The sequence below is a fragment of the uncultured Roseovarius sp. genome (assembly GCF_947489715.1).
GTDB lineage: Bacteria > Pseudomonadota > Alphaproteobacteria > Rhodobacterales > Rhodobacteraceae > Roseovarius.
In genome coordinates, this window is the sequence record NZ_CANLER010000009.1 from 12,569 (window position 1) to 31,743 (window position 19,175).

Annotated in this window: 19 protein-coding genes; 9 read left to right on the forward strand and 10 right to left on the reverse strand. The window is 55.1% G+C overall.

Features of this window, described 5'->3' with window-relative positions:
• Positions 1-136 precede the first annotated feature (136 nt).
• The 4 genes from clpX (at position 137) to Q1B27_RS19240 (ending at position 2,914) form a co-directional block, all read left to right on the forward strand.
• The gene (gene clpX, locus Q1B27_RS19225; protein ID WP_299850047.1) at positions 137-1,402 is read left to right on the forward strand and encodes an ATP-dependent Clp protease ATP-binding subunit ClpX; all 1,266 of its coding nucleotides are present in this window, start codon (positions 137-139) and stop codon (positions 1,400-1,402) included.
• A 302-nt stretch (positions 1,403-1,704) separates the two neighbouring features.
• Complete coding sequence (locus Q1B27_RS19230; protein ID WP_299850049.1) at positions 1,705-2,088, forward strand: NADH:ubiquinone oxidoreductase subunit NDUFA12; 384 nt, start codon at positions 1,705-1,707, stop codon at positions 2,086-2,088.
• Positions 2,089-2,096: 8 nt separating this feature from the next.
• Entirely contained in the window at positions 2,097-2,558 is a 462-nt protein-coding gene (gene mlaD / locus Q1B27_RS19235) for an outer membrane lipid asymmetry maintenance protein MlaD (protein ID WP_299850051.1), read from the forward strand.
• The gene (locus tag Q1B27_RS19240) at positions 2,555-2,914 is read left to right on the forward strand and encodes a DUF2155 domain-containing protein (RefSeq protein WP_299850053.1); all 360 of its coding nucleotides are present in this window, start codon (positions 2,555-2,557) and stop codon (positions 2,912-2,914) included. Before mlaD ends, Q1B27_RS19240 begins: the two co-directional genes overlap by 4 nt.
• Here Q1B27_RS19240 and aat read toward each other — a convergent pair.
• From aat to Q1B27_RS19275, 7 genes are all read right to left on the reverse strand, one after another.
• Positions 2,878-3,528 carry a leucyl/phenylalanyl-tRNA--protein transferase gene (gene aat, locus Q1B27_RS19245; RefSeq protein ID WP_299850055.1) on the reverse strand — a complete coding sequence of 217 codons (651 nt, stop codon included), beginning with the start codon at positions 3,526-3,528 and terminating at the stop codon, positions 2,878-2,880. The genes Q1B27_RS19240 and aat overlap by 37 nt on opposite strands.
• Positions 3,529-3,546: 18 nt before the next feature.
• The gene (accC, locus tag Q1B27_RS19250; RefSeq protein WP_299850057.1) at positions 3,547-4,896 is read right to left on the reverse strand and encodes an acetyl-CoA carboxylase biotin carboxylase subunit; all 1,350 of its coding nucleotides are present in this window, start codon (positions 4,894-4,896) and stop codon (positions 3,547-3,549) included.
• 10 nt (positions 4,897-4,906) lie between these two features.
• Positions 4,907-5,401 (reverse strand): acetyl-CoA carboxylase biotin carboxyl carrier protein, encoded by a 495-nt coding sequence (accB, locus tag Q1B27_RS19255; protein WP_299850059.1) that lies wholly within the window; start codon positions 5,399-5,401, stop codon positions 4,907-4,909.
• A 171-nt stretch (positions 5,402-5,572) separates the two neighbouring features.
• Positions 5,573-6,109, reverse strand: a complete 537-nt coding sequence (locus Q1B27_RS19260; RefSeq protein WP_299850432.1) for a PAS and helix-turn-helix domain-containing protein — start codon at positions 6,107-6,109, stop codon at positions 5,573-5,575.
• A gap of 66 nt (positions 6,110-6,175) precedes the next feature.
• Positions 6,176-7,090 carry a DMT family transporter gene (locus tag Q1B27_RS19265; protein ID WP_299850061.1) on the reverse strand — a complete coding sequence of 305 codons (915 nt, stop codon included), beginning with the start codon at positions 7,088-7,090 and terminating at the stop codon, positions 6,176-6,178.
• Positions 7,087-8,115: a DMT family transporter gene (locus Q1B27_RS19270; protein WP_299850063.1), complete on the reverse strand. Its 1,029-nt coding sequence runs from the start codon at positions 8,113-8,115 to the stop codon at positions 7,087-7,089. Before Q1B27_RS19270 ends, Q1B27_RS19265 begins: the two co-directional genes overlap by 4 nt.
• 183 nt (positions 8,116-8,298) lie before the next feature.
• Entirely contained in the window at positions 8,299-9,324 is a 1,026-nt protein-coding gene (locus Q1B27_RS19275; RefSeq protein ID WP_299850065.1) for a LacI family DNA-binding transcriptional regulator, read from the reverse strand.
• A 109-nt stretch (positions 9,325-9,433) separates the two neighbouring features.
• Here Q1B27_RS19275 and Q1B27_RS19280 point away from each other — a divergent pair, with 109 nt between their 5' ends.
• From Q1B27_RS19280 to Q1B27_RS19300, 5 genes are all read left to right on the forward strand, one after another.
• Positions 9,434-10,942: a tripartite tricarboxylate transporter permease gene (locus Q1B27_RS19280; protein WP_299850067.1), complete on the forward strand. Its 1,509-nt coding sequence runs from the start codon at positions 9,434-9,436 to the stop codon at positions 10,940-10,942.
• Positions 10,939-11,394, forward strand: a complete 456-nt coding sequence (locus Q1B27_RS19285; RefSeq protein WP_299850069.1) for a tripartite tricarboxylate transporter TctB family protein — start codon at positions 10,939-10,941, stop codon at positions 11,392-11,394. The genes Q1B27_RS19280 and Q1B27_RS19285 overlap by 4 nt, the downstream gene beginning before the upstream one ends.
• 39 nt (positions 11,395-11,433) lie before the next feature.
• Positions 11,434-12,396 carry a tripartite tricarboxylate transporter substrate binding protein gene (locus tag Q1B27_RS19290; protein ID WP_299850071.1) on the forward strand — a complete coding sequence of 321 codons (963 nt, stop codon included), beginning with the start codon at positions 11,434-11,436 and terminating at the stop codon, positions 12,394-12,396.
• 68 nt (positions 12,397-12,464) lie between these two features.
• Positions 12,465-13,874, forward strand: a complete 1,410-nt coding sequence (locus Q1B27_RS19295; RefSeq protein ID WP_299850073.1) for an aldehyde dehydrogenase family protein — start codon at positions 12,465-12,467, stop codon at positions 13,872-13,874.
• A complete protein-coding gene (locus Q1B27_RS19300; RefSeq protein WP_299850075.1) occupies positions 13,871-15,364 on the forward strand; it encodes an AMP-binding protein in 1,494 nt (497 codons plus the stop codon). Before Q1B27_RS19295 ends, Q1B27_RS19300 begins: the two co-directional genes overlap by 4 nt.
• Before the next feature lie 3 nt (positions 15,365-15,367).
• Here the strand turns inward: Q1B27_RS19300 and Q1B27_RS19305 are convergent, their stop codons facing one another.
• The 3 genes from Q1B27_RS19305 to Q1B27_RS19315 form a co-directional block, all read right to left on the reverse strand.
• A complete protein-coding gene (locus Q1B27_RS19305; RefSeq protein ID WP_299850078.1) occupies positions 15,368-16,267 on the reverse strand; it encodes an aminotransferase class IV in 900 nt (299 codons plus the stop codon).
• A 54-nt stretch (positions 16,268-16,321) separates the two neighbouring features.
• On the reverse strand, positions 16,322-17,533 hold the full coding sequence (locus Q1B27_RS19310) for an aminotransferase class I/II-fold pyridoxal phosphate-dependent enzyme (protein ID WP_299850081.1): 1,212 nt from the start codon (positions 17,531-17,533) through the stop codon (positions 16,322-16,324).
• 300 nt (positions 17,534-17,833) lie between these two features.
• Positions 17,834-19,138 (reverse strand): FAD-binding oxidoreductase, encoded by a 1,305-nt coding sequence (locus tag Q1B27_RS19315; protein ID WP_299850084.1) that lies wholly within the window; start codon positions 19,136-19,138, stop codon positions 17,834-17,836.
• Positions 19,139-19,175: the final 37 nt, after the last annotated feature.

Consider the following 19,175-nt stretch of genomic DNA (forward strand, 5'->3'; position numbering starts at 1 on the left):
CGGCCCGGTGTCAAACCGGGCTCGCACATTTTGAGATTGTGGACACCTAATTGCTGTCTTAAGCTGGCAAGAAATAGGTGAACGAACTGACCTGACAACAGGTCAAAACCGCGGTCTAGGCCCCGAAAGGTAAGTTATGGCGAATAGTTCTGGCAGTGACAGCAAGAACACCCTCTATTGCAGCTTTTGCGGCAAAAGTCAGCACGAGGTACGCAAGCTGATTGCAGGTCCGACGGTCTTCATCTGCGATGAATGTGTCGAGCTTTGCATGGACATCATTCGCGAGGAAACCAAGAGCGCTGGCCTGAAATCAAGCGAAGGTGTCCCGACGCCGCGAGAAATTTGTGAAGTGTTAGATGATTACGTGATCGGCCAGTCGATGGCCAAGCGCGTGTTGAGCGTGGCGGTCCATAATCACTACAAGCGCCTCAACCATTCTGGCAAAGCCGGTGAAGTTGAACTTCAGAAATCCAATATTCTGCTTATTGGACCCACGGGCTGTGGTAAGACTCTGCTGGCCCAAACGTTGGCGCGCATCCTTGATGTGCCCTTCACTATGGCTGATGCGACTACTCTGACCGAGGCCGGCTATGTTGGGGAAGATGTTGAGAACATTATCCTCAAGCTGCTGCAATCGAGTGAATACAATGTCGAGCGGGCGCAGCGAGGGATCGTTTATATTGATGAGGTCGATAAGATCACCCGCAAGTCTGAGAACCCGTCGATTACTCGTGATGTCTCTGGCGAGGGGGTTCAGCAAGCGTTGCTGAAATTGATGGAAGGTACGGTTGCTGCTGTACCGCCGCAAGGTGGTCGCAAGCACCCCCAACAAGAATTCCTGCAAGTAGATACGACCAATATTCTGTTTATTTGTGGCGGCGCTTTTGCGGGCCTTGATAAAATTATCGCACAGCGAGGCAAAGGCAGCGCTATGGGATTTGGTGCGGATGTCCGCGATGAAGATGATCGCGGTGTCGGTGAAATTTTCACTGATCTTGAGCCGGAAGATTTGTTGAAATTTGGCCTTATCCCCGAATTTGTCGGTCGCTTACCGGTCATCGCAACGCTTGAAGATTTGGATGAAGACGCGCTTGTTACGATTTTGACGCAGCCCAAAAATGCCCTGGTCAAACAATATCAGCGCCTCTTTGAGTTGGAAGACGCGCAACTGAGCTTTACTGAGGATGCGCTGAGCGCCATCGCAAAACGCGCAATCAAACGCAAAACGGGCGCGCGTGGTTTACGCTCGATTTTGGAAGATATCCTCTTGGACACGATGTTCGATCTGCCAGGAATGGAAAATGTAGCCGAAGTGGTTGTGAACGAAGAGGCTGTTAGCGCAGATGCTAACCCGTTGATGATCTATTCTGATGCGAAGAAAGAAGAGGCAAGCGCGGGCTAGGCGGCTTTCCTTCGCTGTAAATGCTCATCAAGTTTGTTTGTCGCTCGATGAAGGTTGGGCATCTTATCCTTATAGGTTTTCTCAGTAACCTGCATTCTCGATGGATATAACCTATTGATTGCGCGGATTTTTTTGAGGTCAGTCGCGAGTTATTTTAAACTTGGTGCGCCGCATTCGACCGTTCGATTCGAGAGTACCTGACGCCAATTATGGATGGCCTGGATAAGTGCAATTTTTTCGGCACCTCTGGACCTTTACTATCAATTACGGCATATCAGGTGATAAGTTTGGCGGAGGACCCGATGGGCATTCTGAATACCCTGCTACGTGCTTTCACTTGGTGGAATGGGCAAACGCTCAACACTCAACTTTACACTTGGCGCAAGGGTGTGAAAGTGGGAGAGGATGAACAGGGTAATACCTTTTACCATACGCGTGACGACAAGCGCCGATGGGTCATTTTCAACGGGGAATGCGAGGCCACTCGCGTAAGCCCTGACTGGCATGGCTGGCTGCATCACACATTCAAAGAACCGCCGTCGGAGAAACCACTTTCGCACAAATCGTGGGAAAAAGAGCACGAAGAAAACCTAACGGGCACTGCGTTGGCCTATGCGCCAGCGGGTTCGATACGCCGAAGCGCTCCGGCAGATCGTCGTGACTACGAGGCTTGGGACCCTGAATAGGCTGGTAAATGTCTGAAAATACTACTGAAGTGATTGTTGGAGGTGCTGTTTTAGCAGTGGCCATTGGCTTTTTGGTTTATGCGAGCCAGGCAACTGGCTTTTCTGCAAGCGGATCAGAATACCAACTCACGGCAAGTTTCCGAAGTGCAGACGGTATTAATGTTGGCACCGATGTGCGCATGGCCGGCGTCAAGATAGGCCGTGTAACCAGCATCACCCTGGATCCTGCGACGTACCGCGCGTCGACGGAGTTCAGTGTTCAGCAAGGTATCGAAGTGCCCGATGACAGTGCTGTCGCGATTTCCTCAGAAGGTTTGCTTGGTGGCAATTATGTTGAACTATTGCCGGGTGGATCACCTTTCTATCTGGAACCAGGCACCGAGATTGAATTTACACAAGGGTCGGTCAGCCTCGTTTCGCTACTGATGAAATTTGTAGGGGGCGAAGGCGATGAGGAACCCGCTGAATGAGGCAATGGTTACTTGCCTTTTTGCTGAGTGTAACACAGGGGACAGTTGCGGCTCAGGAAAGTGTTTCCCAGGGAACTGGAGTCGTCTTGCGGGGCCTCGACAAGGTTGATGGTGATATTGTGGATATGTCGCTATCGACGGACGAATCTGCAGAGATCGGCCGTTTGACCGTCAGGCTACGTGAATGCAGGTATCCTCAGGGCACCGCAACAGATGCCTACGCCTTTCTGACAATCAGTGATACGCCCGGTGATAACGTCGTTTTTGATGGGTGGATGATTGCGTCGTCTCCGGCTTTGAATGCGTTGGAACACCCGCGCTACGACGTCTGGGTACTACGTTGTAATAGTGAATGAGGATTTTGACAAAGCGGAAGCTTGTTAAAGTTCGCCGGTTGTTTCAAGGCCTCTTCCAGCAGTAAGTGATAGGAAGTTCGGCTGATTTCCCGCGCCCCTAAAGATTGCAAATGTGTTGTTATGAATTGCGTGTCAAACAGCGTATAATCGCAACGTTTTAGGTGGTCTACCAGATGAGCCAGAGCCAGTTTTGACGCGTCTGTCTGGCGGGAAAACATGCTTTCTCCAAAGAATGCCCCACCGATGGCGACCCCGTAAACGCCACCTGTCAGGAGCCCATCGTGGCGAATTTCAAGCGAATGGGCGTGACCGGAAGCGTGAAGCTCTGAATATAGTTCACGGATTTCGGCGTTAATCCATGTTTCCTCCCGGTCTGCGCACGCGTCAACGACCCCTTTGAAATCTGCGTTTATTTCAACGGAGTACTCTGCTTTTCTGATGCGCTTTCGTAGCGAACGCGACAGATGGAAACAGTCAAGTGGCATGATGCCGCGTTGGCGTGGATCGACCCAGTAGATCTCGGGGTTATCGCGATTTTCGGCCATCGGGAAGATGCCCATCGTATAGGCCCGCAGCAGGATTTCCGGTGTGAGGGAAAAATCCAGATCACTCATGGTGATGTCAAAGCCCGGTCAGCCTTGTAGATTGGTTTCCAGCCATTTTTCCAACCAGTGGATGTTATATTCGCCGCTGTGGATGTCGGGCTCTTGCAGCAGTGCGTGAAACAGCGGCACTGTCGTATCGACACCATCAACGATCAACTCACCCAACGCACGGTTGAGGCGGGTCAATGCACTTTCACGATCACGGCCATGCACGATCAACTTACCGATCAGGCTGTCGTAAAAAGGCGGGATGGTATAGCCATCATATAGTGCCGAATCCATCCTTACACCCAATCCACCGGGGGCGTGGAAATGAGTGATTTTACCAGGGCGTGGGGCAAATTCCGGTAGTTTTTCGGCATTAATCCGGACTTCGATGGCGTGTCCGTTGATCCGAAGATCGTCCTGTGTAAATGACATCGGTAGCCCTTCGGCAACACGGATCTGTTCACGCACAAGATCGACGCCGAAAATCGCCTCGGTCACCGGATGTTCGACCTGAAGTCGGGTATTCATCTCGATGAAATAAAACTCCCCGTTTTCGTAGAGAAATTCGATAGTGCCAGCGCCTGCATAGTTGATACGCGCCACGGCATCCGCACAGGTTTTACCGATCCGATCGCGCTCTTCTTGCGAGATGCAGGGGCTAGGAGCTTCTTCGAAGACTTTCTGGTGGCGGCGTTGCAGCGAACAATCACGCTCTCCCAGATGAACCGCTTTACCCTTGCCATCACCAAAGACCTGAATTTCAATGTGTCGCGGTGTGGTCAGGTATTTCTCAATATAGACTTCGTCATTGCCAAATGCTGCCTTGCCTTCCGAGCGCGCAGTCATGAAGGCATGTTCCATCTCGCCTTCGTTTTTGGCGACTTTCATCCCGCGTCCGCCGCCACCAGCGGTGGCTTTGATAATGACGGGGTAACCCATCTCTTTGCCTAGTTTTTTGGCCTCGGCCAAAGTTGGCACGCCACCGTCTGAGCCGGGAACGCAGGGCACACCAAGATTTCGCATGGTCTCCTTTGCGGTGATCTTGTCGCCCATAATACGGATATGTTCAGCGGTCGGGCCGATGAATGTCAGGTCGTGATCTTCGACGATTTGAACAAAATTGGCATTCTCGCTCAGAAATCCGTATCCGGGATGAATTGCCTGCGCCCCGGTTACCTCGCAAGCGGCAATGATCGACGGGATCGACAGATAGCTTTCGCTACCAGGTGGGGGTCCAATACAAACGGATTCGTCCGCCATGCGCACATGCATTGCATCGCTGTCCGCCGTGGAGTGAACCGCGACCGAGGCAATGCCCATCTCGCGCGCAGCGCGGATCACACGAAGGGCGATCTCGCCCCGGTTGGCCACTAGGATCTTGTCGAACATGGATCTGCCCTTATTCGATGATCATAAGCGGCGATCCATATTCGACCGTCGCACCATCATCCACCAAGATGCGTTTCACCGTACCACCGCGCGGGGCTGGGATGTGGTTCATGGTTTTCATCGCTTCGATGATCAGTAATGTATCGCCTTCACTGACCTGTTGACCGGGACTGACAAATGACGATGCGCCAGGTTCAGCCTGCATGTAGACAGTGCCGACCATCGGGGACTTTACCGCGCCTGGATGATCAGCCGGATCTTCGGCAGAATCCGCTGATTTCTCTGTCGGGGCTGCGGCTGCAGGGGCCGACGCGGCGGCAACTGGGGTTGCGGCCACCGGTGCCGGCGCTGCAATTGCTACCTTTTGGCGGCTGACCCGGACATTCAGGCAATCGGCATCGCCATATTCACGCTTGACCTGCAATTCTGTCAGATCATTTTCGTTCAGCATCTCCGCCAGCGCTTTGATAAAGGCGACATCATCATCGTGGTTTTTTTTCGACATCTGGGTCCTCGGCCAGTTGCGGTGATCCTGCTATTACTTGGCGACCGCGTTGTTTTTTACCGTGTATAGGCTAAGCAGTGGCATGATAAAAGCGGGCAATTACATTGCAAAATGGGGTATCAGGACAAAAAATGCGAGGGGTGGTGTGAAATTCTTTCCCTTGGGTCATTTTCAGAGTGGCATGCCGGAAAGTTTTGCGACCAACTCCGCCAGTTTCCGGGCGTTGAATTTTTCCAAAAGGCGGGCTCGGTAGACTTCGATCGTGCGATAGGAAAGACCTAATTCCAATCCGATCTCCTTTGAGGTCAGGCCGCGACAGGTCAGAATAGCCACCTCGCGCTCGCGTTGCGTCAGCTTGACCAATGGGCGCTCGTCCGACAAGTCGGCAAATGACCAGATTCCGCGGCGAAAAGGATCATCCTGCGTAAGCGACTGACCGCGGGCCCGACACCAGAAAAGGGTTCCATCACTCCGTTTCATCACCCGCTCGTCGCTATAGCGTCCTGTTTCGTACATCGCAGCGAGGCCACGCTCGCCGATGCGGCGATAATCTTCGATTGAAGGGTAGAAATGTGCCAAGGGGACGTTATTGAATTCCTCAGGTGTGCCACCAAAGGTATCTGCGAATTGCAGATTGCAATGTCGGATGATCCGGTTTTCCAAAACCGCCAATCCAACTGGTGCATGGTCGAAGGCAAGATCTTTCAGCATCGTGCAACATTATGCCTTTGACTTTCCGGCTTTCCAAGGGACCGCCCATTTTAGCGAAACGTTTCAGACCAAAGTGATTGGTGGTTTCCGTCGGGCACCCATAACGGCATTGCCCGCGATCGCGAGAAGCAAAATGGCGCCTCCGACCAAGGTGAAGAATGTGGCGGACTCCCCCAACACCAGCCACACCCATAGCGGCGCCAATACAACCTCTGCAAGCGACACGAGTGTCAATTCCGCTGCTGGTACAGTCTTGGAGCCAATCGTGTAGAGGATCAACCCGGCGCCAACCTGGAATATACCCATGCAGCCCGCAATCGTACTATCGCGTAAACTGAGGGTCAGGGGGAGATCAAGCATGATGCAGATTGCAGCCATGATGGGGATCGCGAAGAGGCCGGATAGAAACACCGAAGGCAGCATTTCGCCCGATTTTCCCCATCTGAGCGTAATGGTGAACACTGCAAACCCGAAGGCCGAACCTAGGGCGGCCAGATTGCCGACCATCGCGCCTCCGCCGGATTTATCCCAAACCATGACAGCGATCCCGAGACAGGCCAGCATTATGGCAAGCCAGGTGTGGAATTGCACAGCCTCGCGCAGGATCAGCAGGCCAAGTATTGCTGCCATGAAGGGTGCGCTTGCGAATAGCAACATGGCGTTTGCCACTGATGTCGTCTGGATTGCATAGATGCCCCCCGCGTAGGCGGCAACCAAAGACAGCCCGCCAACGACGCCCGGTATTCCTGTATGGTAGGCGCGCTCGAATGGGTTTTGGCCGGTGCGTACCCGGATCACGACGTAAATCAGGAGTGACAGTGCGACCGATCGATAGAGCAGGATTTGCCAGACAAGCGCGTCTTCGATTAATCGGATGCCCAGACCCACCGTTGACCACAAGATACCTGCCAGAAAAACCAAAAGCAGACCGCGTGTACCGCTTTCCGGGAGTTGTTGAACGGTCGTGGCTTGGCTCATAAGGGCGAATCTTCATCGTTATATTGCGGCGACAGTGGGTTGCCCGGCGCGAATACGGTTTCAGCCACCACCGGCTGATCATCTCCATCGCGCGCCGCGCGGAGTTCGCGGTAGCCCAGATAGAGCCCGCTGGCGACGATCAGGCACATGCCAATCAAGGTCGCGGTTGGCGGAACTTCGTTCCACAGCACATAGGCCAGGACCACGGCAAGCGGCAAATAGCTGTAATCAAAGGGCGCGATCAAACTGGCATTGGCCACTTGATAGGCTCGGGAAATGAAGAGGTATCCAGCCATGCCGACGCCTCCCAACAATGCCAATCTGGGAATGTCCGAAAGCGCCTCGGTCGGGAACGCCCACCGAAGGTGCTGGAACTCGGGGCCCAAATCGACAATCTGGTTTAACGACCAACCCATCAACATGATCATCGGCGCCGCAGGCACTAAGGTATAAAGGCCCATGGTCAGCGTGGAATCCCGGTCGCCGATGTATCGTGCAAGGATTTGGCCCAACGCGTAGGCCACCGCACACAAGAGCGGCAAAATGGAGACCCAAGTGAACGCGTCACCTGTGGGGTTCATCGCAATGATCACCCCGAGAAAGCCAACAACCAAAGCGCCAATCCTGTGTGGCCCTATCGTTTCTTTCAACAGAAATGAGGCAAGCAAGGCTGTGATCAAAGGCGCTGAGAAAAAGATCGTTGTGACCTCAGCCAGTCCCATGAACGGAAACGCTGAATAAAACAGTGAAAACCCAAGGGCAAAAAGCGCCGCGCGTACAAGGTGTAGCGGCCAGAAAGGCGTCAGAAAACGGTGAGGAGACCCGAGCACGAGTATCAACGGCGATAATATGAGAGCCGCGACCAAGGAGCGGATGCATATCAGCATCCAGACCGGATAAACCGCCAGAAGCGACTTCATCATCGCGTCCTGGACAACAAAAAACAGCATACCAACTTCAATGCAGATCAGCCCGTGCACGGTGCGCGATGGCGCAGCGGGCGTATCGGGGGCATAGGTCGACATTACTATAATCCGCATTGTTGGGAGGGGGTCGCGAAAATCGCGCCCGACCGGGTCAGGGTGTCTAGGAAACTTTCGCTGGTCTCGCTTATTTGCGACAGCGTGTCGCCAATGGCACCTGAACAATATCAGGGTTGGGTTTAGGTTGTTGAAAAATAAACAAAAAGTTCCGTGCGTACGAAGTTTCTATAGTTTGGGCGCAGTGGTATTGCGGATTACGCAGGACAGTTCGCATTTGAAACGGTGGATTTCGGTGTCGTTGGTTGTAATCATCCGGGTAAAGTTTTCGCCGGCGATCGTACCGATGTCATGGGCCGGAATGTTAATCGTGGTCAGTCCCGGCTCAAGGTCTTCTGACCCCTTGAAATCACCAATCCCGATGATTGAGATCTCTCCAGGGACGGCAAAGCCCAGCTTTTGCGCAGCATAGAGTGCGCCTTGCGCGATCACGTCATTACCGCACAACAAGGCAGTGGGATGCGGCGCTGTTTCAAGCAGCATCAAGGTCGCCCGCTTGGCCTGGGCGATAGAATAGGGTGCTTCGGATCGCCAATGCTCGGGCACAATCGCTCCGGCCTCTTCCAAAGCGTCGACTGCCCCTTGAAGCCGTTCTCGGGCACGGTCATTTCCAGTCGTTTGCGGAAATACCAAGCCAATGTCGCGATGTCCAAGCGACAGCAGATGCTGCGCAGCCATGTATCCTGCATCATGATTGTTGGCACCGACGCACGACATGCTGGACGTCGCATTGTGGTTCCAGATGGCAATGGCAGGTATTGCCTGTTGTTCGATGAGGTTGAAACTGGCCTGGGTATGTTCAAGGCCAATCAGCGCGATACCGTCGACCCTGTGCTCAAGCAGTTTGCGCATCATCGCATATTCCCGATCCAGATCATATCCGTGCGAGGCGATAAGCAGGGTGAAACCCGCCGCGTCGATTGCATCGGAAAAGGCCTGAATTACTTCGGAAAAGATGGTGTGGTTTATGGTTGGAACGATCAGGCCGATAGTCCCGCTGCGGCGACCATGCATGGTTTGTGCCGCCCGGTTTCGGATGTATCCCAACCGTTCAACCGCGCGATTGATCTTTTTGCGAGTCGCAGGATTGACCATTTCGGGATGGTTGAAGCTACGTGAAACGGTCGAAGGTGAGACGCGGGCAGCCTTTGCTACATCAACAATATCCGCTTTTTGTTGTTTTTTTTCAGCCATTTGATCTTCCAAAACATCAATTTTATGAAAACATTTGCAATACTATTTTCATCGCTTACCCTGATTTGTCAATTGGCCGTATGGCTGCACATGACCGGGAGGAGCACCAATGGAATTCATCTATTACTTCGGTGATGTCTTTGCGCCGGTTTCTTTTCTTTTGCTGCTGGTCGGCACGATTGGCGGCTTAATCCTGGGGGCGACGCCGGGTCTGTCACCCACAATGGCTGTCGCGCTGTTGATCCCGTTCACCTTCCATCTTGAGGCCGTACAGGGCCTGATTCTGTTGGGGGCCGCCTATACCTCGACGGTGGCGGGCGGGGCCGTCAGTGCCATTTTGCTAAAAATCCCGGGGGCACCTGCAAATATCGCCACTACGCTTGATGGTCATACCATGGCCAAGAAGGGCGAAGGCGCGAGGGCTTTGCAACTGTCCTTCCTTGCATCGGCGGTGGGTGGTGTTTTCGGGGTTCTTTTGCTGATCTTTCTTACTCCGTTGCTTGCACAATGGGCGCTGGCGTTTGGACCATCGCATCTGTTCTGGCTGGCAATTCTTGGTGTTACGATCATTGGGTCGCTCGACAGCGCATCTGTGGTTAAGGGTTTGCTGTCGGGGTGCATTGGCCTTTGGCTGGCGACAATCGGATTTGACGACATTATGGGCGCCCAGCGTTTCATTTTCCATTCGTCCTTGGGCGGCGGCATTAACATCATCGCCGCGCTGATCGGCTTGTTTGCGATCCCGCAGGTGTTGACGATGTTCGCCAAGGGGCGTCGAAATGACAATATCGAAGTGATCGAGGTGAAAAAGCACGCGATCATGGATGCCGTCAGGGAGCTTCTCAGCCGCAAACGCGCTATGGCGATTGGCACGGCCGTCGGATCCATCATCGGGCTGATCCCCGGGGTCGGTGGGCAGATTGCCGGGTTGGTAGCCTATGACCAGACCAAGAAATTCAGTCCAGAACGGGAAAAATTCGGCACCGGACATTCCGAAGGTGTAATCGCGGCTGAAAGCGCGAACAACGCGATGGTTGGACCCAGCCTGGTGCCTCTGTTGACACTCTCTATCCCTGGCTCTCCCACCGCGGCGGTTTTGCTGGGTGGGCTATTGATCCATGGAATTTTCCCGGGCACAGACCTGTTTGACAATCACCCGGACGTTGCTTGGACCTTCATCAATTCGATGCTGATCGGGCAAATACTAATGTGTATTTTTGGCCTTTACGTAGCGGGCCTGGCGGCGAAGGTAGCGCAGGTGCCGCAATCTGTGATGGCTGCGGTGGTGCTGGGTCTTTCGGTCTTTGGGGCCTATTCGGTGCAGAGCTCAATGGGCGATGTCTACGTCATGGCATCGCTGGGCGTGATGATGTTTTTCCTCGAACGCTTCGGGTTTTCTGCTGCACCGCTGGTGCTTGGACTGATCCTTGGCCCGATCGCCGAGGCGAATTTTATTCAAGGCAGCATGATCGCAAATGCTACCGACGGTATGGGTACTTACTTCCTGTCCGGCGCCTTGAACATCGTCCTGATAGCCATTGTCATCGCCTCGATTGCCTATTCGGTGGTCATGGAACTGAAGCAGAACAAAGCCCAGAATGAGGAGGCATCGGCATGAGCCGCACGCAACACATCATTCCATCAGGTATCGTCTTTCTGGTTGGTTGCTGGATCGCCTGGGTCAGCTTCACCCAACAACCATCTGAGGCATTTCTGTTCCCACGATTGATTTCGTCTGCCTTCGTGGCTTTGGCTGGCTGGACCTTTCTGAAGGCGTTGATGGGCTGGTCCAAGGTAGGCAACGGCGTAACGCGTACAATGGCACTTAATCTGGCACCCGGACTGATCGTATCGCTGATCTACGTTTTCTGGTTGGCCAAAAGCCTTGGCTTTTACACAGCGACCAGCCTGGCCTTTTTCGTATTGCTTTCGCTCTATGATCCCGCCCCGCATAATCAGGTTAAAAGCTGGACCAAGCGGGCGATCATCACTGCCTGTTTTATCGCAGTGATGTATGGCGTCTTCGGGTTGCTGCTCAAGGTCTACACGCCACGTGAAATACTGTTCTAATCAACCAACAAAACCAGAGTTCCAAGGGAGGAAACGACAATGAAGAAACTACTGGCTGGGGCCGCGATGGCTCTGATGGCCTTGGGCGGCAATGCTGCACAGGCGCAGGATTACCCTGATCGACCGATCATGATGATGGTCAGCTATGGCGCCGGCGGAGCGACTGATTTCCAGGCCCGGATCGTCACCATGACAGCGGGCAACGAAGACGCTTTGGGCATGCCAATTGCGATCATCAACAAGCCGGGTGCCGGTGGCCGCGTCGGTTGGAACTGGTTCGCGACGCAGGCAGAGTCCGATGGCTACACGCTGGCCGCCTACAACATTCCGCATTTCATTGCGCAGTCCATCAAGGGCGGTGTGGAGTATTCGGCTGACACTTTCGAACCTATTGCAAACTGGGGGGCAGACCCGGCTGTGTTTGTGGTTGCCGCTGACAGCGAGATGACCTCGATGGAAGATGCCGTGGCTTATGCCAAGGAAAACCCCGGCAAGCTGACATTCTCGGGCGCGGGCCTTTTTGTGGGTCACCACATCGCGGCGCTTCAGCTTGAAAAGGCCGCAGGCGTCAAGATGGCCTATATCCCGACCAAGGGTGGTGGTGCCGCTGCGATGAAAGCTGTGATTGCAGGCGAAGTGATGGCAGGCGTCAACAACCTCTCAGACGCTTTCCGTGCCCAAGAAGCGGGTAACGTGAAGATCCTCGGTGTCTTCGATCTTGAGCGGAACGAATTCCTGCCCGATGTGCCCACGATGAAAGAGCAGGGCCTTGATATTGACAATGCGAGCGTGAACTTCCGTGGTGTCATGGTGCCCAAAGGCACCCCGCAGGAAGTGATCGACAAGCTGTCTGCGACCGTGCCTGAAATGTTCGCAAATGAGCGGGTTGCCAAGAAGATGAAGGCAGGTGGTTCGCCCATGCACATCATGACCCGCGAAGAGGTGCAAGAGATGTGGGCGGCGCGTCAGGCAACCCTGGAAGAGCTGCTGGCAGGCCTTTGAACCAAAGCATTTTAACGAAACTGGAAGGGGCGATACCCGCCCTTTCCCCAACCAGACAGGATAGCCCCATGAACGCTCAGGATGATCTTACAATTGTCGATCAAATCATGGCCCGCGCCCGTGTTGCGCAAGAAGCTTTTGCAGCGGATGCAACGCAGGAACGCTACGATGCCGCGGCCTCGGCCGCAGGATGGGCGATCATGGAACCAAGCCGAAATCAGGCACTGGCGGAACTGGCTGTGAAAACCACCGGGCTGGGAAATGTGCCCGACAAGATTACCAAGAACCATCGCAAAACCCTGGGGCTGCTGCGGGATATTGCCGGTGCGAAAACCTGCGGTGTGATTGACGATAACCCGGATACCGGCATTACCAAGATTGCCCGCCCGGTTGGTGTTGTCGGTGCTGTCGTACCCTCGACCAATCCGGCTGCGACACCTGCGAATAACATCATTAATGCCTTGAAATGCGGCAATGCGATTGTGCTGTCGCCTTCGCCAAAGGGCATCCCAAGTTGCGAGTTGCTACTGACGTATATCTATGCCGAATTCGACAAGATCGGACTGGATCATGATCTGGTGCAAATGATCCCCGCGCCAGGGTCCAAGGCCAAAACGCAACGGATGCTGGAGGCCGCCGATCTGTTGGTCGTGACCGGCAGCCAGGACAATGTGCGCCGTGCCTATTCCAGCGGTACACCCGCAGTAGCAGTGGGCGCCGGCAATGTTACAGTGATCGTGGATGAAACCGCGGATCTGAAGGCGGCGGCGGCCAAGATTGCTGCCTCGAAATGTTTTGACAATGCCACCTCTTGCTCGTCGGAGAATGAGATTGTGGTTGTGGATGCTGTCTATGACGCTTTCGTCGCCGCACTGGCAAGAGAGGGCGGGGCGCTTGTGCCCGCGGCCGACGCGGATGGGATCATCGCAAAGCTTTGGCCCGACGGGCATCTCAACCGGGCCGTGATTGCGCAGGATGCGGAGCCGATGCTCGACGCGCTGGATATGCGTGGGAAGGTTCCAGAAGGCACCAGGTTTCTGGCGGTGGAGACTGACGGGATTGGTCCAGATCATCCGCTTTCGGGTGAAAAGCTAAGCCGTGTTGCCGCACTTTATCGCGCCAGAGATTTTGATGACGCGCAGGCGATCGCCGCGCGTATTTTGGACCATATGGGTGCGGGGCATTCCATCGGGCTGCATAGTGCTGAAGACAGTCGCGCGATGGCATTGGGCGAAACCATTCCTACCTGCCGGGTCATCGTCAATCAGGCCCATTGTTTCGCGACCGGTGGTGCGTTCAACAACGGCATGCCGTTTTCGCTCAGCATGGGGTGTGGCACTTGGGGCGGTAACTCGATCGACGACAATCTACATTGGCGCCACTTCATGCAAACGACAAAGGTGATCCGCGAAATTCCACCGATCGAACCCAAGGTCGAAGATATTTTCGCCGCTTATTGGAGTGTTGCGGGAAAATGAACCTTTCAAAAGACGTACCACCAGCCGGAACGCTCCGCGACTGGATTGACAAACGCGCAGATGGGGACGGCACCGCCTTTATCTTTCCGGAGGGAGAAGAAAGCCTGGGCTGGGCTGAACTGCGCGACACTGCTGCCCGCATCGCAGCGGCTCTGACGGCACAAGGCATCGCTCATGGCGAAAGCGTGGCTATCATGATGCCCAACGGGCGGGCGGCAGTCGAATGCCTTTTCGGAACACTTTATGGTGGGTTCCGGGCGACGATGATCAACCTGGTTGCCGGGCACGAGGCCATTTCATACGCGTTGGAGCATTCTGAATGCCGCGTCGCCTTTGTAGGTGAGGGGCAAGTGCTACTGTTCGAGCAGGCGTCGGAAGGGCGGATCAAACGCCTTGATCCTGGCGAAACTGCGTCGACGTCGTTGCACGATGTTGTCCCAGGTGATCATGCGTTGCTGATGTACACCTCGGGTACGACCGGGCGGCCGAAAGGCGTGGTTCACACTCAGTCCAGCCTATTGGCTGGTGGCTGGACGACCGCCATCGCGCATGCGCTTTCATCGCAAGACAGGGGATTTTGCGTATTACCGATCTGCCATATCAACGGTCTTTGCGTGACGGTGATGGGCGCGCTGGTCTCGGGTGGGTCGCTGGCGATGTGCCCCAAGTTTTCCGCAAGTCGTTTCTGGGAAAGCGCCGGGCGGGCAAAGGCCACGTGGTTTTCCGTGGTGCCTACGATCATCTCACATCTGTTGCATTCCGACGTGAACCCTGACGCGGAAACCAAGGCGCGCCTGCGGTTTGGCCGCTCGGCCTCGTCGCCCCTGTCGCCGGATGTTCAGACAGCGTTTGAAACGCGCTTTGGCGTGCCTGTGATCGAGACGATGGGATTGACGGAAACCGCCGCGCAGATTTTATCAAACCCGCTGCCGCCTGGCATTCGTAAAATCGGCTCACCCGGTATCGCCTATGGCAACGAGGTGAGCATCCTGTCACCGGAATTTGCAACAATGCCTGCAGAACAAGAGGGTGAGGTGGCCGTGCGCGGCCCGAACGTCATGCTGGAATATCTGAAAAACCCTGATGCAACCCGAGATACGTTCACGCCTGACGGCTGGCTGCGCACTGGCGACCTGGGACGTATGGATGAGGACGGTTTTCTGTACATCACCGGACGGTTGAAAGAGTTAATCATCAAAGGCGGCGAAAATATCGCCCCGCGCGAGATTGACGAGGCGCTTTATTCACACCCGGATGTGATTGAGGCTGCCGCATTTTCCTGCCCCTGCGACAGCTATGGTGAACGGATCGAGGCTGCGGTGAAGATAGATGAAAAGTCTTCCCTGTCCGAGGCGGAGTTGCTGGCGATTTGTGTGAAAAAACTGGGCAAGTTCAAATGCCCGGATCATATCTATTTCATGGATGAGCTGCCCAAGGGGCCTTCGGGCAAAATCCAGCGACGTCTGTTGTCGGAAATGGCTCTTGCCTAAGTGTCAATAAGACACTTTTGTCCTGTAGTCCGGATGATCCAACAGGTCGAAATACTGCTGTCGAAGTTTGGTGGCGACCGGCCCGGCTGTGCCGTTTGAAAACACCCGATCACTGATCTGGCTGACCGGGGAGATGCCGCCCCCAGAGGTCGACAGGAACACTTCGTCAGCCTGCATCAACTCTTCGATGGAAAGGTCGCGCTCGGCGATTTCGAAACCGGCTTCCTGACAAAGCTCCAACGCTGTCCGGCGGGTAATCCCGTGCAACACGTTTTTGCTTGGCGTAGAAACTGAATTTCCCTTTAAACAGAATATGTTAAATCCCGGCCCCTCGGTGACATTTCCTGCATGATCGGGGAGCAGCACCGTCTCAAACCCCCGATCTTTAGCTTCGAATAGCCCGGCGGTAAAATCACCCCAATGATAGTTCTTTACCAACGGATTCACACTATCTGGTGGGATGCGACGGGTGTCTTCGGACAGCCAGATCTTGACGCCTTGTTCAGCAATTTCCGGCTTCACCACATGAATATAAGGTACGCACCATGAGTAGAAATGGTTGCCGCAATCGCGCGGATCCCTGCTGCCGGGGATCAATGGCGTGCCACGAGCGGCGACCATTGCACAATAGGCGTTTTTCAGGCCGGATTTGCCAACCATTTCGTGCAAAGCAATGGCGATGCCATCGGTGTCCATCCCGATATCCATGTGGGACGCCGTAATTGAAGCCTGAAAGCGTTCCAGGTAATCGTTCAGCCGAAAAAATGCACCATTCCACACAGGCACAACATCATAGGTCACATCCGAATGGGTGACGGCCCAGTCGGTGACCCCGATGGTCGCCTTGGCAATTGGAACGATCTGACCTTTGATCCAAGCCGCACCTTTTGAAAGATCATCCATTTCCGGCCTCCCCGCCGGCCATATTGTCGGATGCGGGGGCGAGGGTAAAGCCGATCAGGTGCCGTAGGCGCGGGCGGGGGTCATGATTTCGGCGGCGGCGTCGGTGATGGCATCTGCGATCACATCCAGCTCGGCCGTTTTCAGGCGGGCGGGCAGGCGGGTGTCGCAGGCCTTCATCAGCATGGCGCGGGTTTGCGGAAGTTCCGGTACATCGCCTGGAATGAATAGCCAGTTCCAGAAGGCCCGCGCATTATCGGTTGAGAGGCCAAAGATCTGAACCTTTACACCCCGCGCTGCTGCGGCGTCGGCGAAGGCGCGGGTTTCATCCTCGTTCATGCCCACGAGGTTGAACTGGATCGAATCCGGCGCGCGGTCTTCTTTCTCAAGCTTTTCAGGAACTTCCAGCCACGGTGAGCTGTTCAAGCGTGCCGCTACATAGTCGTGGTTTCGGCGTCCGTCATGCATCCGGCGCGGCACTTCGGCCAATTGTGGGCGGATGATTGCGGCGGAAAGATTGCTGAGGCGCAGGTTATAGAGCGGCAGCTTGTTTTGCGTTTTTGCAAAGGCCGCGTCCAAGTTCGGGTCGGGGGCAGTGAAGTGTTTTGTCCAGTTATGCTCATACGCACCGGACATGATGACAGCACGGGCGACCAGATCGGGATCGTTGGTGATCATGATCCCGCCTTCGCCTGCATTTACAAGCTTGTAGGACTGAAAGCTGAAGCACCCCACGCGGCCGATGGTGCCGATATTGCGACCATTCCAGGTTGTGCCAAGCGAATGTGCCGCATCTTCGATGACAGGGACGCCGCGAGCATGGCAAAGCGCCATGATCTCATCCATATCCGAGGTGTGGCCCCGCATGTGGCTGATGATCACTGCGCTGATGCTGTCATCCAGCTTCAATTCGAAGTCATTGATATCAATGCGATAATTATCTCCAACCTCGCACAAAACCGGAATGCAGTCGGCGTGAATGACCGAAGATGGCACGGCGGCGAACGTGAAGGCCGGGATCAGGACGCGGGCGTCGCGTGGAAGATCAAGCGCCTTGAGTGAAAGGAAAAGCGCGGCGGAACAGGAGGATATCGCAAGGGCATATTTGCTGCCCATCATCTGCGCAAATTCGCGTTCCAGCAATGTGACCGGAGCGTTTTCCGGAGCTGTGTACCGGAAAAGATCACCTGTTTCCAACATCTTATCTATCTCAGCGCGGGCAGCGGCAGGGATGGGTTCGGCATCGTAAACATTGGGGGGCAGCGTCATCTTCGGGAATCCTGAAAGTTTCTTTCGGAATTTCTAAATCAAATCAACTGACCTGCAAAGTAAAACTTCTTTGACGTCCCGATCCCGCGCAGTTTCTTGCTGAGCGAGACCACGAAGAGACAAGGCTAAAGCGTTTCCAGTTCTCATTGAATCGCTTGTTCGCTGCCTCTCGCTATGCTCGAACGCCAAAAGCGATGATGCTTGTTTCAACGAAAACTGGAAACGCTCTAAAACGTACAAAGCGTACGGAATGTACGCGGAAAACGTACGTTTTCGGGATGTGGCCTGCGAAAGGGTCCGTCAGACACCAAGACGGTCGCGCATGGCGTACCAGGTCATTGCCAGCACCAGGAGCGGAGACCGCATCATGGTTCCCCCCGGGAACGAGTTGGTGGGGATACGCGCCATCGTGTCGAACCCATCGGTCTGTCCGGCGATGGCCTGGGCCATCAACTGACCCGCATGGGTGGCGGTGCCAACCCCGTGGCCGGAATACCCTGAGGCCGAGAGGACGTTGGGGGCGAGCCGTGCGAGATAGGGCATCCGTTTCATCGTGATCCCCAAAGTCCCCCCCCACGCATAGTCGATTCTCACATCGGCCAGATGCGGGAAAATCTGTTGCATCGGCTTGCGTACGGTCGCCGCGATATCCGAAGGGAATTTGTAGCCATAGCTTTCGCCGCCGCCAAACAGCAATCGCTTGTCGTGGCTCAAACGGAAATAGTTGATCACGAATTTTGTGTCTGCGATGGCCACATCACGCGCCAGGACTTTGGTGGCCTCATCGCCCAAGGGCTCTGTCGCGGCGATGAAATTGTTGATCGGCATAACCCGCGCGGCCACCTTGCGGTTCAATCCGCCCAGATAGCCGTTGCAGGCGAGGATCACGTGATCCGCTTCGACCTGTCCGTGATTGGTGCGTACCACTGCTTTGGCGCCGGGCTGAATGTCATGCACCTCGGAATTCTCAAAGATGCGGACACCGGCGGTTGCGGTGGCGCGGGCCAGACCAAGCGCATAGGACAGCGGGTGCAGATGGCCTGCGCCCATATCAAGTGTGCCGCCGACATAAGCCGGGGACGGGCAGATGGCCTGAAGCTGGTCATGGTCCAGTGCCTCGATCTGATCATAGCCGTACCGGATTTGCAGGTGTTCTGCATATTCATGCTCTTCAGCCACTTCGCGGGCAGAAAAACAGGCATGCGCAATACCCGGTTTCAGGTGGCAGTCAATCTTGTGTCTGGCGACCAGCGATTTTACCAGATCCTTGGCATCCTCGGCCAGTTCCCACAGCTTGGTGGCGTCATCCTGGCCAACCAGCTTTTCCAGCCCGTCCTGAGCCATCCGCTGACCGCTGCCCAGTTGCCCGCCATTGCGCCCCGAGGCGCCAAAGCCCACGCGGTGCGCGTCCAGAAGCACCACGTCGCGCCCGGCCTCGGCCAGATGCAGCGCCGCCGACAGACCCGTATAGCCCGCGCCAATGACGCAGATATCGGCCTTTGTCTGGCCTTTCAGCCGCTCGAACGGGTCCAGTTGCGTGGCCGTCGCCGCATACCAGCTATCGGGATAGGTGCCCGGACGATCATTGGCGTAGAGCAGGTTCATGCCTTCACCTTTTCAAAATATTCAAATGCCGGGGAAT

Bases quoted from the DNA above. Each gene is read 5' to 3' on its own strand.
- aat (WP_299850055.1), bottom strand. From the start codon at position 3,528: ATGAGTGATCTGGATTTTTCCCTCACACCGGAAATCCTGCTGCGGGCC.
- Q1B27_RS19275 (WP_299850065.1), bottom strand. From the start codon at position 9,324: ATGGCTGAAAAAAAACAACAAAAAGCGGATATTGTTGATGTAGCAAAG.
- Q1B27_RS19230 (WP_299850049.1), top strand. From the start codon at position 1,705: ATGGGCATTCTGAATACCCTGCTACGTGCTTTCACTTGGTGGAATGGG.
- Q1B27_RS19295 (WP_299850073.1), top strand. From the start codon at position 12,465: ATGAACGCTCAGGATGATCTTACAATTGTCGATCAAATCATGGCCCGC.
- Q1B27_RS19300 (WP_299850075.1), top strand. From the start codon at position 13,871: ATGAACCTTTCAAAAGACGTACCACCAGCCGGAACGCTCCGCGACTGG.
- Q1B27_RS19305 (WP_299850078.1), bottom strand. From the start codon at position 16,267: ATGGATGATCTTTCAAAAGGTGCGGCTTGGATCAAAGGTCAGATCGTT.
- Q1B27_RS19290 (WP_299850071.1), top strand. From the start codon at position 11,434: ATGAAGAAACTACTGGCTGGGGCCGCGATGGCTCTGATGGCCTTGGGC.
- Q1B27_RS19315 (WP_299850084.1), bottom strand. From the start codon at position 19,138: ATGAACCTGCTCTACGCCAATGATCGTCCGGGCACCTATCCCGATAGC.
- Q1B27_RS19280 (WP_299850067.1), top strand. From the start codon at position 9,434: ATGGAATTCATCTATTACTTCGGTGATGTCTTTGCGCCGGTTTCTTTT.
- Q1B27_RS19285 (WP_299850069.1), top strand. From the start codon at position 10,939: ATGAGCCGCACGCAACACATCATTCCATCAGGTATCGTCTTTCTGGTT.
- Q1B27_RS19270 (WP_299850063.1), bottom strand. From the start codon at position 8,115: ATGTCGACCTATGCCCCCGATACGCCCGCTGCGCCATCGCGCACCGTG.
- Q1B27_RS19240 (WP_299850053.1), top strand. From the start codon at position 2,555: ATGAGGCAATGGTTACTTGCCTTTTTGCTGAGTGTAACACAGGGGACA.
- clpX (WP_299850047.1), top strand. From the start codon at position 137: ATGGCGAATAGTTCTGGCAGTGACAGCAAGAACACCCTCTATTGCAGC.
- mlaD (WP_299850051.1), top strand. From the start codon at position 2,097: ATGTCTGAAAATACTACTGAAGTGATTGTTGGAGGTGCTGTTTTAGCA.
- Q1B27_RS19310 (WP_299850081.1), bottom strand. From the start codon at position 17,533: ATGACGCTGCCCCCCAATGTTTACGATGCCGAACCCATCCCTGCCGCT.
- accB (WP_299850059.1), bottom strand. From the start codon at position 5,401: ATGTCGAAAAAAAACCACGATGATGATGTCGCCTTTATCAAAGCGCTG.
- Q1B27_RS19265 (WP_299850061.1), bottom strand. From the start codon at position 7,090: ATGAGCCAAGCCACGACCGTTCAACAACTCCCGGAAAGCGGTACACGC.
- accC (WP_299850057.1), bottom strand. From the start codon at position 4,896: ATGTTCGACAAGATCCTAGTGGCCAACCGGGGCGAGATCGCCCTTCGT.